Annotated in this window: 11 protein-coding genes; 1 reads left to right on the forward strand and 10 read right to left on the reverse strand. The window is 31.2% G+C overall.

The genetic code is table 11. The features are described from left to right. Window positions 1-439: 439 nt before the first annotated feature. The 9 genes from B5P40_RS30435 to B5P40_RS30475 all read right to left on the reverse strand — a co-directional run bounded on the left by B5P40_RS30435 (window position 440) and on the right by B5P40_RS30475 (window position 10,758). Window positions 440-1,657, reverse strand: coding sequence for an MFS transporter (locus B5P40_RS30435; RefSeq protein WP_113710443.1), 1,218 nt, complete (start codon window positions 1,655-1,657; stop codon window positions 440-442). Between the two features lie 144 nt (window positions 1,658-1,801). Continuing rightward, complete coding sequence (locus B5P40_RS30440; RefSeq protein WP_113710444.1) at window positions 1,802-2,257, reverse strand: GNAT family N-acetyltransferase; 456 nt, start codon at window positions 2,255-2,257, stop codon at window positions 1,802-1,804. A 14-nt stretch (window positions 2,258-2,271) separates the two neighbouring features. After that, window positions 2,272-3,333 (reverse strand): NAD(P)/FAD-dependent oxidoreductase, encoded by a 1,062-nt coding sequence (locus tag B5P40_RS30445; protein WP_308729294.1) that lies wholly within the window; start codon window positions 3,331-3,333, stop codon window positions 2,272-2,274. Next, entirely contained in the window at window positions 3,311-4,219 is a 909-nt protein-coding gene (locus B5P40_RS30450; protein WP_002191543.1) for a branched-chain amino acid ABC transporter substrate-binding protein, read from the reverse strand. The genes B5P40_RS30445 and B5P40_RS30450 overlap by 23 nt, the downstream gene beginning before the upstream one ends. 66 nt (window positions 4,220-4,285) lie before the next feature. After that, entirely contained in the window at window positions 4,286-6,301 is a 2,016-nt protein-coding gene (locus B5P40_RS30455) for a class I tRNA ligase family protein (protein ID WP_113710445.1), read from the reverse strand. 16 nt (window positions 6,302-6,317) lie between these two features. Beyond that, window positions 6,318-7,607: a lysine N(6)-hydroxylase/L-ornithine N(5)-oxygenase family protein gene (locus tag B5P40_RS30460; protein WP_113710446.1), complete on the reverse strand. Its 1,290-nt coding sequence runs from the start codon at window positions 7,605-7,607 to the stop codon at window positions 6,318-6,320. Window positions 7,608-7,689: 82 nt separating this feature from the next. Continuing rightward, entirely contained in the window at window positions 7,690-8,598 is a 909-nt protein-coding gene (gene rocF, locus B5P40_RS30465; RefSeq protein ID WP_002191546.1) for an arginase, read from the reverse strand. Window positions 8,599-8,740: 142 nt separating this feature from the next. Next, window positions 8,741-10,015, reverse strand: coding sequence for an ATP-grasp domain-containing protein (locus B5P40_RS30470; protein ID WP_002191547.1), 1,275 nt, complete (start codon window positions 10,013-10,015; stop codon window positions 8,741-8,743). Window positions 10,016-10,410: 395 nt separating this feature from the next. Beyond that, window positions 10,411-10,758, reverse strand: coding sequence for a cupin domain-containing protein (locus B5P40_RS30475; RefSeq protein ID WP_002191548.1), 348 nt, complete (start codon window positions 10,756-10,758; stop codon window positions 10,411-10,413). Window positions 10,759-11,572: 814 nt separating this feature from the next. Between B5P40_RS30475 and B5P40_RS30480 the strand changes: the two genes are divergently transcribed. Beyond that, the gene (locus B5P40_RS30480) at window positions 11,573-12,157 is read left to right on the forward strand and encodes an SCO family protein (RefSeq protein ID WP_002191551.1); all 585 of its coding nucleotides are present in this window, start codon (window positions 11,573-11,575) and stop codon (window positions 12,155-12,157) included. Window positions 12,158-12,403: 246 nt separating this feature from the next. Here the strand turns inward: B5P40_RS30480 and B5P40_RS30485 are convergent, their stop codons facing one another. Further along, a complete protein-coding gene (locus B5P40_RS30485; RefSeq protein ID WP_113710447.1) occupies window positions 12,404-14,368 on the reverse strand; it encodes a M6 family metalloprotease domain-containing protein in 1,965 nt (654 codons plus the stop codon). Window positions 14,369-14,681: the final 313 nt, after the last annotated feature.

A 14,681-nucleotide genomic window follows, 5' to 3' on the forward strand; every position in this document is an offset into this window, starting at 1 on the left:
TATGCTTTATTAATCATCATTCCTTTCACCTCCATTTCGGCATGTGTCTATTACACAACAAACATACATTCGATAGATAGTGAAGTAACAGTTTATGTATGTCGAACAATTAAGATGGCTTCCTGCCATCTCTTGTTCGAAGCCAATTCATCTTCCACCTACTTACCCTTGTGGAAGGATCCTTCTTAGCAAAAACAATATATATAACGACGTAAAATGAGCTAATACTCTCTTGTTTATATAAAGAATTATCGCGGATATTGTTTCATTTGAATTGGAAACAGGAAGATATATTGACTATTTTAATTATAATTACAGCCGAATTAAAAGAAATGAGTACTGTATAATACAGTACTCATTTCTACATAGTTATTTATACATTGTTTCTACATTATAAAATTCACTTCATTAGCTGTTCTTTTCATTTAATACGCTGCTATTAAAATGATTTTGGAGCAACTTCTTGTTGTAAAACTTCTATTTTTTTTCTATGATTTAGTTCGTTTAGATAAATTACCATCATTGTAGCAGCAACAATCGTACCTATTACTCCAAACAGATGGCCTGCATTCATAATCCCAATCCATTGAATAGGTAATGCTAACGTTAAAGGTAAAGCAGCTTTGGTAAACTGGAATGCTAGTGTAGATCGACTAGACCAAATAACCGTTTCTTCTTTTGTTTTAATAAAGTCAAACATCACAGTTCTTTGGTTGATACGTGAACGATTAAAAACAAAACCAAGCATAAATGAAACGGCAATTGCTAAATACCAGGAATGCACTAATCCTAAAGTAATATCAAAAACAGCAATTAATATAAAAATTGACCTTGGAATAAATTTTTCGAATTTCCCAACAAGTGTAGCTAATAAAGCCCCTAAACCTGCTGCAGCACTAACAAATCCATACTGCATAGGATCCCAACGATATACATCGTGAAATAAAATTGGTACTAAAAAATTAAATGAAGCAAGTTGTATTGTTAAAACAGCAATACCAGTAATTGTAATCCACAATATTTTTGAATTATCTATTGGATTTATTTTTTCAATATGATTTGATACAGGTTTTTTATTTTGCTGAACCTCTTTACTTTTTAATAGAGGCATCAGAAGAGGTAAAAATACCCCAATACCTAATGAGAATGCTAAACCATAAAGTACATTATTAAATCCACCTACATTCATCATAAATCCTGCTATTGCGTTCCCACCAAATGCTCCAATTTGTATTGCAGTTTGTAACATATTTGAAGCCTTTCCTGCTGGGATTTCTCCTGATAATACCATTTGAGACATATATGTTTCCAAACTTTGCGTAGATAAAAATAAAATAATAGAAAAAACACCTGCAAAAATATATAAAGTAAAAACATTAATGTGCTCACTATTTAAAAGACTTATTATAATCAGAATAATGCCGATACAACGGACACCAGAGAAAATTAACAATGGACTTTTTGTTAACCACATCTTAAGATTTTTAGAATATTTTTGCATAAAGAATGGTAACAAACTCATTAATGTTAATATAATTCCTAAATGAGTAACTGATCCCCCTTTATCCAAAATTGTCCAGGTTAGAGTTACTGTTAACATACCTTCCCCACAAAGAGTCAGCGCCAATAGTACTATAAATATAAATTGAATTGGCATTATACATTCCTTCTTTCTTATATCGGTTGTTTGACCTTAAATTTGTTTTAACTTGTTTAAAGAAAGGGATTTGGAAAATACATAACAAAATTGCACATTGAAAATATTCTGTTATATCCGCCCTAAATACTATTAGATTGTTATTTAAATACTGTAAACAATCCAATCACTCTTATTTGCCTTTTGTTTTTTATAGAAGTTTTGAGCAACCATATTATCTTTTGCGGTAACCCATTCCATATATGCATAATTATTGTCTTGGACGTACTTTTTACAAGTATTAAATAACATATCCCCAACACCCAATTTTCTATAATCAGGGATAACAAATAAATCATTCAAGATCATTGCTCTTCCCATACTTAACGTACTGAAAGTGGTATATAAAGTAGCAAATCCTATTGGCTCTTTATTAACCGTACAAACGTAGAATAATCCCAAATCTCTATTTTTTATTATAGTATTAACTAATTCATCTAAAGAACTTTTTTCATGCACCGGTTTTTCATAGAATTGCATATACATTCTAATTAAATTGATAACAGTCTCTCTATCATCATAAGTCGCTTCAAAAATTTCAATATTCTCGAGATTGTTCATAGTCTTTTCTCCCCCTATACTCCAGTAATCATTTTTGCTATTCTCTTACCAATACCAGGAGCCAACTTTACTCCACCACCACTCCAGCCAGTTGCAACGATTAAACCTTCTGCTTGTGGAAATTGTTCTATAATTCCTCGATTATCTGATGTATATGCATCAAAGCTTCTTCTTCCACCTATAAATAAGTTTTTATTTATATATGGCAATCTACTTTTTGAATTTTGAAGCATTTTTTCTAAGTCATTTGGGTCAATTGACATTTTTTTGTCCGGGTCAATATCATACTTATCTACTGGATATCCTACTAGAGAAGTACCTAGATTATCAGGTCTGCCATATAATCCAGTACTATCATCTATAAAAATTGGATGGTCTTTTTGCCCTATTCCATCAAAGAAATGAATTTGAATAATTTTACTTCTTACTGGAATTTTAATACCTATAGTATCTAATATATTTCCACTCCAGGCTCCAGCTGCCACAACAATATGTTTACAATATATAGTCCCATAGGAGGTTTTAACTCCTACAACACAGTTATTATCCATTAAAATTTCTTTCACTTCGATTCCTTCACAAGCTAATGCACCTTTAGTTTTAGATGTTTCAATCCATGTATTCGTGGCTAACGATGGGCTAATGTACCCTGCTTGTTCCTCGTAAGCCACACAGGTGTTTTTAGGCAAATTTATAAATTCAAATTCTTTCTTTAATACTTCAGATGAAAGGATAGTAATTTTATGTCCAGAATTTTTAAGTTCTCCAATTTGCTTTTCCATTTTTATATGTTGTGTTTCACTTTCAACATATAACATTCCAGTCTGCTTAAATTTAACCTCTTCACTAATACTAAAAAAATCATTTATTCCTTCTTTCGCTATTTCAGTTAGATAGGGATCATTATGATAGACCCTTATAAAACCTCCTGATTGGCCTGTTGATCCACTACTAAAGGAATTTTTCTCTAATAAAATTGTATTTGTAATATTTTGCTTGGTTAAATAATACTGTATAGCTGCACCAATAATGCCGCCCCCAATAATAACTACATCAGCTGAATGTTTTATGATAATTCACCTCAACAAAAGATTTATCAATAACTTGTGCAATTATCCATGAAGCTCCTAAACGATCTCCATTGTTTGAAAATTTAATTGTAGAATTACCTCTCGCTAATTCATTGATTAAATTTTCTACATTAGATTCAATACAATCTAATAGATACGAAGCTGCAAGAAATGATGTTTCTACATAATCTTCTTTTGCCTTTATGGTAAAAGCATCATTGGAATAATCTTTAGCTAATTCTATAAATTCATCTACATAAGAATCATCTGAAGCTATAAAAATCCCTTTATACCCTCTCATCCTTAGTTCCTTTAGGTAAGTTGCAGAGTTAAAATGTGTCCCGGCAAAGAATATTGCATCACTATACTTATTATTTTCACTATTAAAATCTTCAATTCTAGTAACTTCTTTAAATAAAGAATTTGCATTTTGATACAGCAAATCTGCTAGGCTTTTTCCGTAAAATGTTTCATCAGAAACCGCCGCAATCGTTTGAATATCTTTAGTTTTCAAAAAATTAATAACAGTTTCAGCTTGTACCAAATCATTAGAACAAAACCTAAATACTAATTCTTCGTTATTAAGCGTAACGTCTAAATTAGTTGATGCAGGAACTAAGAATGGGATTTTCGCCTTGGAATAAAACGGTATTGCTTTTAAAGCACATGCGCTATTAAAGTGTCCAATTACAGCAACAACGCCTGATTCAATCATTTTTTTAGAGATATCTTTGATGGTATTTGGATCTCCTTTATCATCTTGATAAATCCATTCGATGTTACCAGCATTATTTAGCTTCGCACGATTTACACCCTCAATTAACATTTGACCGTATACAGACCTAGGACCTGAAAAAGGGCCTACTACTCCAATTTTTAGTTTCTCTTTCATAATTTGAGCTCCCTATATATTTTTTATTAGGAAATATAAGGAGGTAAGTACTACCTCCTTATATTATCAAATATTCTGAAGATAAAAACTGTCGTTTGTTTTTGAAAAATAATTCTTTTGAAGATTTACTTTCTGACCGGTAGGCAAAAAGTTTACTTCTTCATCCAACTGCATTTCAATATTAAATCCCAAATCCCCCCATAGCATTTTACCAAATGTAGGCATGATTGGGCTAGAAAATAATGCTAAAATTTTTGCAGTATATAATTCTAGTGCAATAGCAGTATTTCTTCTTTGTTGATTATTCTTTAATACCGTTAAAAACTCTTCTCCCGCCGAGAATTTCTTAACAATTCTAACTAATTCATTTAATAATCTAACTACCTTTTGGGGTGAAAATGTATTTGGTTCATATGCATTCATAATTTCATTCATAATTCGATTTACATGTTGATAATACATTAAATAGTTACCTGATAATGTCTCTAATTCTGGAGCACCATTTGGAAACTCTGCTTCTAACTTGCATTTTAAATCATGTAACCAAGATTCCCATTCTTGGTTTAAGTTCGTATCTACAATATGATTAAATTCTTCCATAGTGAAGTTTGTTTCAACTGTTTCCGGCCTACTATAAGATAAATAATACCTTACAACATCATGTGAAGCATTTTCTAATAATTCTTTGCCCCATACAGCATGTCCTCTGCTTGTTGAAAACTTAAGACCCTCTAGTTGATAAAATTCATTCGTTATCATTGTTTTAGGAAGAGTTATATCTTCACTATATGCTAGCCAAATAGCTGGGAAAAGCACTGAATGGAAATAACCATTATCATATCCAAAGAAATTAATGATAGTTGTATCTTGATTATTCCAAAAATCTCTTAACGTATACGAAAGATTTTTATCCTGAATTAATTCGTTTGTTGCCGATAAATATCCAGGTGCCATTTCAAACCATACATATATAGTTTGATTTTCATATCCTTCTACCGGAACTGGAATTCCCCAATCAGATACATGTGAAATGGGAATATCAGGCAAACCCTCATCTAGCATTCTCTCACATAATGCCGTTAAATGTGGTCCTATTTTTAATTCTTTGTAGTACTGTTTTAATTGTGTTTTATAATTACTTAATGGGAAAAATAGTTGTTTAATTTTAGATTTCTCTGGTTCGCTGCCACAACATTTACAGGTTGGGTTTAATAAATCAATACACAAATTAGGTCTACCACATTTTTCACAGGCGTTACCATCTGATAATTCATTACAATGTGGGCAATTACCTCTCACATAAGCTTCATAAAGGTGCTTATCGCATTGCTTACAGAATAAAATGTCGACTTCTTTTTCTACTAATTTACCTTCATTCCACAGTTTTTCAAAAAACTCTTTGACAAACTCAATATGAAATGTTGAAAAATGAGGTTTGACAAAAATATCTGGATTAATTTTTGCTAGTCTTAATGTTTTTTCAATTTCATTAGCAAAATAATCTGCCGTTTCTCTAGGAGATTTTTCTAATTGTCCCGCCTTAAACGGTACATAGCTTTGATGATCATCCGCTCCACTCATATAAAAGACTTCGTTCCCTTTAAGTTTTAAATATCTAGTTAAAATGTCAGCTCCTGTATATGGACCAGATAGGTGCCCCACATGTAAATCACCATTAGGTGTTGGTGGTGTGGCCGTTATTAAATACTTCTTTTTATCTGAATTTAACTTTTTGCTATTTTTTTTACTAAAAGTATTTTCCCACCATATGGTGAAGAATATCAAATTTTCATCTGATGTATTTTTCAAACTATGTTCTTCAAATGGTGGAATAAAGATGGCGTCCCCTTGCATAACAGGTTCTTCTTTTTTACCCACTTTAACTATTCCTTCACCCTTAAAGATAATAAAAGTTTCAACTTCATGATGTCCATGAATTTTAGAAATTTCTCCAGGCTCTATGATTCCCCACATTGCACCAAATGGTGAATCATACAATTTATTAGAATGCGGAAATAATCGTTGACACATAATATCATATTCATTTGTAAAAATCTGTGGATTTATCTTTTCAATATGCATCTTTAGACCCCCTATATTATGAAACTACGTTTTTAGTTTTTTCTTCTGTTAATGAATTATATTCTTGTACGGTTTTTAAAATTTCATTTGATCGAATAGATAAATTAGATAATAAAGTGTCACTAAGTCCATGAGTGCTTTCATTTACACCCTGCAAATAAATACCAGGTTTAAATTTATCCGTTGTTTCTAAACGATAATTTCGGGAAACTTCAATATTATCTGAAATGTACGAGTTAAGATTTTTTAATAAAGGATGGTTCTTTTTACTTTCGTACCCAGTAGCAAGAATTACAGCATCAGCTTCAATAACAATTTCTGTATGTTTAACTATGTCTTTGTAATAAACAACAGCTTTATCAGACAATGTTTTTATCTCAGTTAATTCTAAAAATGGCTTTATTCTAAAACGATCTTCTCCATGGAATTTTTGGTTATATAAAGCTTTATTAATTTGACTAATTAAACTTCCATCTGCAGCTGCATAATTAGTATCACTGTGGTGTTTTAATAAAGCATCTCGATTTTTTTCTGGTAAAGAATAAATAAAATCAATCATATTAGCATCAAATATACGATTAACAAGCTTACTTTCATTTACAGCTTTATATGAGAAAGGTCTCATTGTTGCAGTGATATCTGATTTTGGGTAATTATTTATTAGATGGAAAAATAATTCAGCTGAACTTTGTCCTGATCCTACAACTAAAAACTTATGAGCATCATCTTGTTTGAAATTATTAATTTTATTTTTAAATTGACTAGAATGAAATACTCTACTATTATTCATTTCAATATTTACTGGAGTTCTTGGTATTCCACCCGTAGCCAAAACAATATTTTTAGTAATATAGCTCTCTAATTGATTAGTTTCTGTATTTTGCACAATAACTTCTAATAATTCAACGGAATTTTCAGACATAACAGGATCTACTGAAACTACCGATCTACTATAATAAACGTGTTCTTCTAATTGAGAGGCAACCCAAGACATATAATCATTGTATTCAAGTCTTGACGGATAAAACTCTGAGAGATTAATAAAATCGCTTAGTCTCTCATTTTCATGTAAATAATTTAAAAATGAGAATTTACTTTTAGGATTTTTTAGAGTTACAAGGTCTTTCAAAAATGAAATTTGAATATTTGTATTATCTAAAAGCATTCCAGGATGCCATTGATAGTGCGTTTTTTCTTCCAGAAAGATTCTTTCCATTGAACTATTTTCTTCTTCTATAGCAGTTGCTAAAGCTAGGTTAGCTGGTCCAAATCCAATTCCAATAACATCATAGATTTTATTATTCATTTGACTCGTCCTTTTCGTTTTTTAAAATTCTCGTATATAATTTTAGTTTTTTATATTTTTAAAATTAATTTCAAAAAACATTTTATTTAGACATAGTAACCTTCTTACTTAAAAGTCCAGTAATAAGTTCAATTGTTGTGTTGACAGTAATATTATCTTTATCTAATATAGGGTTTATTTCCGTGAACTCTGCCGCTATTAGGTTTGTATTATTTTTTAACATATCAATTGCCTCTTTTGTATCATCTAAACTTAAACCATGTGGAACAGCTAATCCTCCTCCAGGAGCAAATTCAGGATCTAAAGCATCTAAATCAAATGTTAGATGAACTGCATCTGTATTATTATTGAGAATCTTAATCGCCTTTTCCATAATGTATTTTATTCCATGCTTTCTCACATCGTCTGCTGTAAAAATTGTTACTCCTAAATTTTTGAGAAACTCTTCTTCCCCCGGGTCTAAATCACGAATTCCTATTTGTACGATATTCTTTGGATCAATTTTAGTTTCTTTCTCTAGAAAATCTTTAAATTTTTCGTTACCGTATCCTAAGAGAATTGCTAAAGACATCCCATGAATATTACCAGAAATCGATGTTTCAAATGTATTTGCATCCCCATGAGCATCAAACCAAATTACTCCTAATCGTTGTGTTTTTCTAAGAATTCCAGTTACAGTCCCAATTGCAATACTATGATCTCCACCTAAAACTAATGGGAAATGCCCTTTTTCCAATTCGTTCTCAACTGTTGAAGCAATATTTTTACATATATCAATTACTTCATTTGAAAACTCTTGTTTGACAATTCCATAATTTTTATTATTTGTTGAAGGAAGAGAAATGTCTCCTAAATCAACAAAATCAATTCCGATTTCAGTTAATTGTTTCGACATACCGCCATATCTTACAACATATGGTCCAAGGTCAACCCCTCCTATACTAGCTCCGAAGTAGGTAGGTGCTCCCAAAATTGATACCCTTTTATTCATATTGTTTCCACTCCATTTCTATAATTATACAAATTGGATTACTTGGTTATAAAGTGATACTATTAAATAATCTATCGATAAATCTAGGGGTTATATTCCTCATTTAAAACAAGGAATATAACAACCAGATTTAGCCAAGTTTTTATGCATGAACTGGAATTTCTAATTCTATATCTAATTGATTATCTAATTCTCTAGCTCTTTCGCGCAATTTTTCTACATCAGATTTATCTTTATATGGTGCTCTTAATGAAAGTAAGCCCGTTATATCAAATCCTTTTGGAGCATGATGTACTTCAGATCCTACTTTAGCTACAGGATAGTAAGCCTTATACTCTGGCTGTTCAGCAACAATTCCCAATTCATTTTTCTTTATTATTCCAGATCTATATACAAATTTAATACAAGTACAAGATTTTGGTGTTGTAGATCTAGTTAAGAAAAATTCCACAATATCCCCTTTACAATCTAATAAACCAAGAATATTAACGGCTACTAAATCAATACCATGTACATCACGTATATTACGATAAACATGCCCGCCACTGATTCTAGTACTAAATTCTACAACTTTAAAATTCCCTTGCGTATCTCGGCGTAGTTCTACATTAAATAAACTGTTTTCAATAGCTAATTTTCCACATATTTCTTTAGCAATATTAACAACTATGTCTTCATCTACACCAACATACGGTAAAGTGTATTCATCTTCCTCGAAATATGGACCCATCATTTTATTTTTATTGTGAATTCCACCAAGGTAAAATTCACCATTTAAGACGACTCCATCAACTGTAATTTCTTCCCCAGTCAGAAATTCTTCTACTAATGCCACACATTGTTGTGTTTGGTTAAAATAGAATCCTTTATTTGTTTTAGAAAGATTAATAATTTTTTCTAATGAATTATTCAATTCTTCTAAACTGTTAACTAAATATACAGATTCACTACTAGCGGCCATAGTAGGCTTAATGATTACAGGGAAAGGAATATTTTCTATTTCTTTCTCTGCATCCTCTATAGAATTAATTTTTGCAAATTTAGGACTAGCAATAGAATTCTTTAACATAAACTCTCTCTGCTTTGATTTATCTCGAGATGTCGTAGCAGCTTCAACAGATAACGCCTTATTTTCAAAGTGTTCATTAATTTTAGCAGTTAAGACAATATCAGTTTCTTGCCAAGTCACAAAAAAACTAATTCCTATATCTTTTCCTTTTGTAAAAATATAATTTTCAGCATCTATTTCAGAAGCCTCTTCAAGTACAATTACTTCTTTAAAGCGCGCATCCTTTGTTTTACTTGGTACACTCGTAAACAAGTAAAGTTCATCAGATATTCTTCCAGCAGTTTCAATATGATCACCATGAATGCTATAACCTTTTCTCATGATGATTCCAATTTTTTTATTTTTCATATGTAATCTCCTTTTCTTCTCTGTATATGTTGATATCACGTTGTAATCGTATACTAAAACTTTTGATTGTTCAATAGATTAGAAATATTTAGAAATATTTTTCCGTAAATATATTTTTATGTAAAAAAATACCAAAATCTCTCATGTTGAAAGGCATACAACTAGATATTTTCACTTGAAAAAAACAAAAAAAATTCATTAAAACGCTGTAAAGTTTACCTTTTTTAAACATGAATTTACTTATTTTAACATTTATGTTTTTTTCTATTAATTATTATTTATTGATAAAATTTATTTTTCTTTAATGGAATAACATACCTGCCTATAATTAGTTGTTGTCTAATTTAAACAAACTTGATAAAAAGACATTTATTTTTACCTTTCTTATTATGCAATTATCGCTGTAATTTAAAATCTTTTTCGCAAGAGTATTCAGCAGGTGCAAAGAAAACAAGTACCGTGAGATCTTCTTCAATGGTATGAAATCTATGTTTCATATTAGCCTTTACATAAATAATAGAACCAGATTCAACAAAAATATTTTCACTCTCTACTTCAAGTTGTGCTCTGCCATTGATAATATAATATACTTCATCTTCTGTATGTGGTTGTTGCATATCTAAAGATCCTGCTTTCAATTCATAAATTCCCATACTTAGATCTGTTTCATGCAAAAATTCATAATAATTTTTATCAATGTTTCTTTTTTCTCTTAAAATCTGAGTAAGTTGATAATTTTTCACTTGCTATCCTCCTAATTTTATTAAATTCTAGAATCAATTAACTAAGTCAACTTAATAAAAGGAATATATCAGGTATAATCTAAATTTCTTCACATGTGTCTAAAGAATTAATTAAAGATATATAAACTGCCAGCATAACAAAAAGAGATAGAAATAGTCCTATCTCTTTTCTACATAAGGAACATGCTTACAGATTATCCTTTCATTTCAATTCTTATTTTAATAGGCGAAATCTTAATATTCAATCTCTAAAATATTTTCTCAATATGTATAATTTAATCTTTAAATTATACTATAGTTAACTCTATTTTTAACACGTTATCCAAGTGTATGATGTTTTTTCACTCTTATGAAGGGTATTAATTCAAGAATCATACTGAGATGAATTTATTATTAGCATAATCAACAAGTCCTTAAATGACCTATTTATTTTTCCTTACATACAATACTTCTTATCAGATATAGAGTTTTGTATAACAAATTACTAGATAATATCTTCTTGTTTTACTTCACCTTTAGCATTTTATTATGATCCGTAAAATAAAGAAGTAATGTATGTAATAATGACATACCTAACAATCTTAATTACAAGTGGTATGGTGAACTATAAACATCAAAAAGGAGGCTATATGCATACTAGCATTATTATAAATAGTAATACAAATACTTTGGAACAAGGGTGGCATTCGGTTGTGTTAAGATTAATTCGATAGCTATCAAAATAAAAATTAACCTAAGTGAATACTACCGAGTGTTGGGTAGTTCATATAACCATTCCTTATAATTACTAAAAATTGAAAGGAGATAAATACATATGAAAAAAATGAACTTCATTAGATTACTTATACTTATATTCACAGTTATAGCTCTAGGAGCATGCAAGAATGCAGAACTCAACAATTCACTAAATTGGGATGTGCAAAAGTTCTCATTTACAGATCAAAATGGGAAGCAATTTGGATCTGCTGAGTTAAAAGATAAAATTTGGATAGCTGATTTCTTCTTTACAAGTTGCCAAACAGTTTGTCCACCTATGACAGCAAATATGGCAAAACTCCAGAGAATGTTGAATACGGACGGGATTAAAGATGTAGAATTTGTATCATTTAGTGTTGATCCTGAATTAGACACACCAGAAAAGATAACAGAATTTATGAAGATCTATGAAATGGATGGAAGTAGGACTCATTTCCTCACGGGATATAAAAGAGCAGATATTGAAAAGTTTGCTAAAGAAAACTTCCAATCACTTGTAACTAAACCAGAAAATGATACACAAGTTATACATGGCACAAGTTTTTATCTTATTGACAAAAATGGAAAAGTTCTAAAAAAATATTCAGGTGTCGAAAATACTCCTTATGACGAAATTATTCAAGACATTAAAAAAATTCGATAATAAAATTCTATTAAGTCAATAGTTTGAGGAAAGTGAAAGTTTACTTTCATTTTTAAAAAATATTTACAACAAGATTTGTAATTACTTTCTCAGTTTAAATAATCTTGTTGATTATGTTTTTAATATTAAGAATCAGCAAAAATTTAAGCATAATAAAAAGGTTATCAAATGCCGAACGAAACTCTCAGCAGATGATAACCCTTTGGAGTAGCGTATCAATGATTTAAATAGCTACTCACAAATATATTATTGAGCCACTCCAAATACATTAATTTCAGCCGCACTTGTCCATGGATTATTATTTACCTCGCTTAATGCACGTAGTCTAATATAACGACCTGTTTTGTTTGCAAAGCTGACTTCTTTCAAATTAGTATTATTTGCAAAAGCACCTATGGACACAGCTGTTCCCCAATTCACTCCATCACCACTGACGTAAAACTCATAGTCCTTAATCGTCCCATTTATTTGGCCGTCTTGCCTTGGCAGGTAGCTGAATTTGGAGAGGTTATAGGTCGTACCCAAATCAATTTGAATCTCGTGTGGCATTGGAGCAACAGGGCTCCAGTTTGTATGCCAAAATGTGTCTTTGTTTCCGTCAAAGGCATACGTACCTAAATTGTACCAATTATAGCTATCTACATATTTTAGTGTCCAGTTTGTCTGCGGAATTAAACTAGCTTCTTTTGTTGTGACTGCTACATTCATAGCAGAATTACTTGTACTTGTAGTTGTAATCGTTACTCCTGATTTTTCTCCCGTGTAGGTATTACTATTCGGATTGGTGTCTGGACCAAAGGTAGCAGCATGATTTTGATTCGTGTAATAGAACGGGTCTTGGTATTCACTGATGGATTGCTCTATATCAATGAAAGGATGAGGATCACTGGAATTATTATTCATAGATTCATCAATATGCCAAACCGCAATACCACCAGAATTTGTTGGTAAGCTCGCATCATATCCAACCTTTGCGCGATTCTCAACTAAAAAATACGTATTATCCTTTAAAGGAATCTTTAACACATTATAGTTATTTGGGATCGCATTTAGAGTAAAATTGTTAGTGGTATTTACTACATTTGGTGTTACAAATCCTAATTTTACTTTTGACCAAGCATCCATATGACCGGGTGTAGCTCCATAATCTTCTCCTTGAAGACTATTCCAAGATCCATTACCCATTATACTTAGACTACCCACATGATTATTATCACCATATAGATCTGGCAGGCCAAAGGAATGACCTAACTCATGAGCAGGGATACCAATCGTTGCCATATGACCATATTGTTTTTCACCCTGCGCTGTATACATGCCTGATACAGTAACACCATCGTGATTTGTATTGGGAGCATACGACTGATGTGCCCAAATATAAGGAAGTGGAGCACCAGGAGCAGCCTGTTCATTACCAGCAAGAAAACTTACAATGTAGAAGCCATCTTTAGAGTCAATGACTTGATCATTATTAGTATCCAAACTAGCAAAATTCACTTGAGAATCAGCTTTAACCAATGCATCTGTTATAACCGTACTCATGCTTTTTCCCGATGTACTCGGATGATCGTAGTCTAATTTTATTTTAACTACCCCATCATTTTGCGTACCATATGCTTCGGAAGCTGGAGTGATCTGTACTTTTCCATTACTTACTTCATTATAGTAATTCTTTACTGACTTTTGATTTGTAGAAAAGAATTTGTTACTCCAATCGTTATCGTTATATGCAATATCAACATCTGTAAACCCAATCAACAAAACAAGTAATTTTTTGGTTCCTAAAACGGGAGTGACAGTTCCATCAATATTTTTTTGTGATTCTTTTTGTAATTTATTCATGTGCTCCTGTTTTTTCTTTGCTTGAGGGTTGTATTTCTTTATCCATTTGTTCAAATTGTTCTCATTTACCGCCATTGAAGGCTTCTTATCAATTTTATATTTTTTCCCCGTCGATTTCAGTTCATCTGATGTAAGCTCAGCGTAATTCCAATACCCCTTCTGATCTTGTAAAAGTACGTCGCCATCCTTTGTACTTACCCAATGGAACCATTCATCTCCATGTAACATGCCCTCAAAAAAATCGCCTGAAGGCTGCTTCATTTTGACAACTCCATCGTATGCTGGTGCGGCAAAAGCGTTCGTTTGAAAATACAAAACACAAATTAAAGAAAAAACGGACATGAACAGGAATTTAAAAATTCTTTGCATAAACTTTCCCCCTTTTTCAATGGTATGTGGAAGATTCTGTTGATAGCCAGACTAGATTCATACATGGAATAAATCGAGAGATACATCTGAATAAGACTAACAGAATACCTTTAATTATAATTACAATAAATTGAAAAAATGTTATTTTTTTAATTTAATTAATATTTTCTCAAGATTAGTCATTGAACTACCCCCACTTTCACTTCGTTTAGAAGTGAGGGATTCCTAAGTAAAGAGTTCTAACGAACTCTAATTGATTAGGCTAGCTCCACAGTCCTTGTGGTTAGAAGCCTTATCGCTTCATTCTTTAGAT

This window comes from Bacillus sp. SRB_8 (genome assembly GCF_003264205.1).
Lineage (GTDB): Bacteria > Bacillota > Bacilli > Bacillales > Bacillaceae_G > Bacillus_A > Bacillus_A mycoides.

Excerpts from the sequence above, each read along its gene's own strand:
- B5P40_RS30435 (WP_113710443.1), bottom strand. The coding sequence starts at position 1,657 with ATGCCAATTCAATTTATATTTATAGTACTATTGGCGCTGACTCTTTGT.
- B5P40_RS30480 (WP_002191551.1), top strand. The coding sequence starts at position 11,573 with ATGAAAAAAATGAACTTCATTAGATTACTTATACTTATATTCACAGTT.
- B5P40_RS30470 (WP_002191547.1), bottom strand. The coding sequence starts at position 10,015 with ATGAAAAATAAAAAAATTGGAATCATCATGAGAAAAGGTTATAGCATT.
- B5P40_RS30440 (WP_113710444.1), bottom strand. The coding sequence starts at position 2,257 with ATGAACAATCTCGAGAATATTGAAATTTTTGAAGCGACTTATGATGAT.
- B5P40_RS30460 (WP_113710446.1), bottom strand. The coding sequence starts at position 7,607 with ATGAATAATAAAATCTATGATGTTATTGGAATTGGATTTGGACCAGCT.
- rocF (WP_002191546.1), bottom strand. The coding sequence starts at position 8,598 with ATGAATAAAAGGGTATCAATTTTGGGAGCACCTACCTACTTCGGAGCT.
- B5P40_RS30450 (WP_002191543.1), bottom strand. The coding sequence starts at position 4,219 with ATGAAAGAGAAACTAAAAATTGGAGTAGTAGGCCCTTTTTCAGGTCCT.
- B5P40_RS30455 (WP_113710445.1), bottom strand. The coding sequence starts at position 6,301 with ATGCATATTGAAAAGATAAATCCACAGATTTTTACAAATGAATATGAT.
- B5P40_RS30485 (WP_113710447.1), bottom strand. The coding sequence starts at position 14,368 with ATGCAAAGAATTTTTAAATTCCTGTTCATGTCCGTTTTTTCTTTAATT.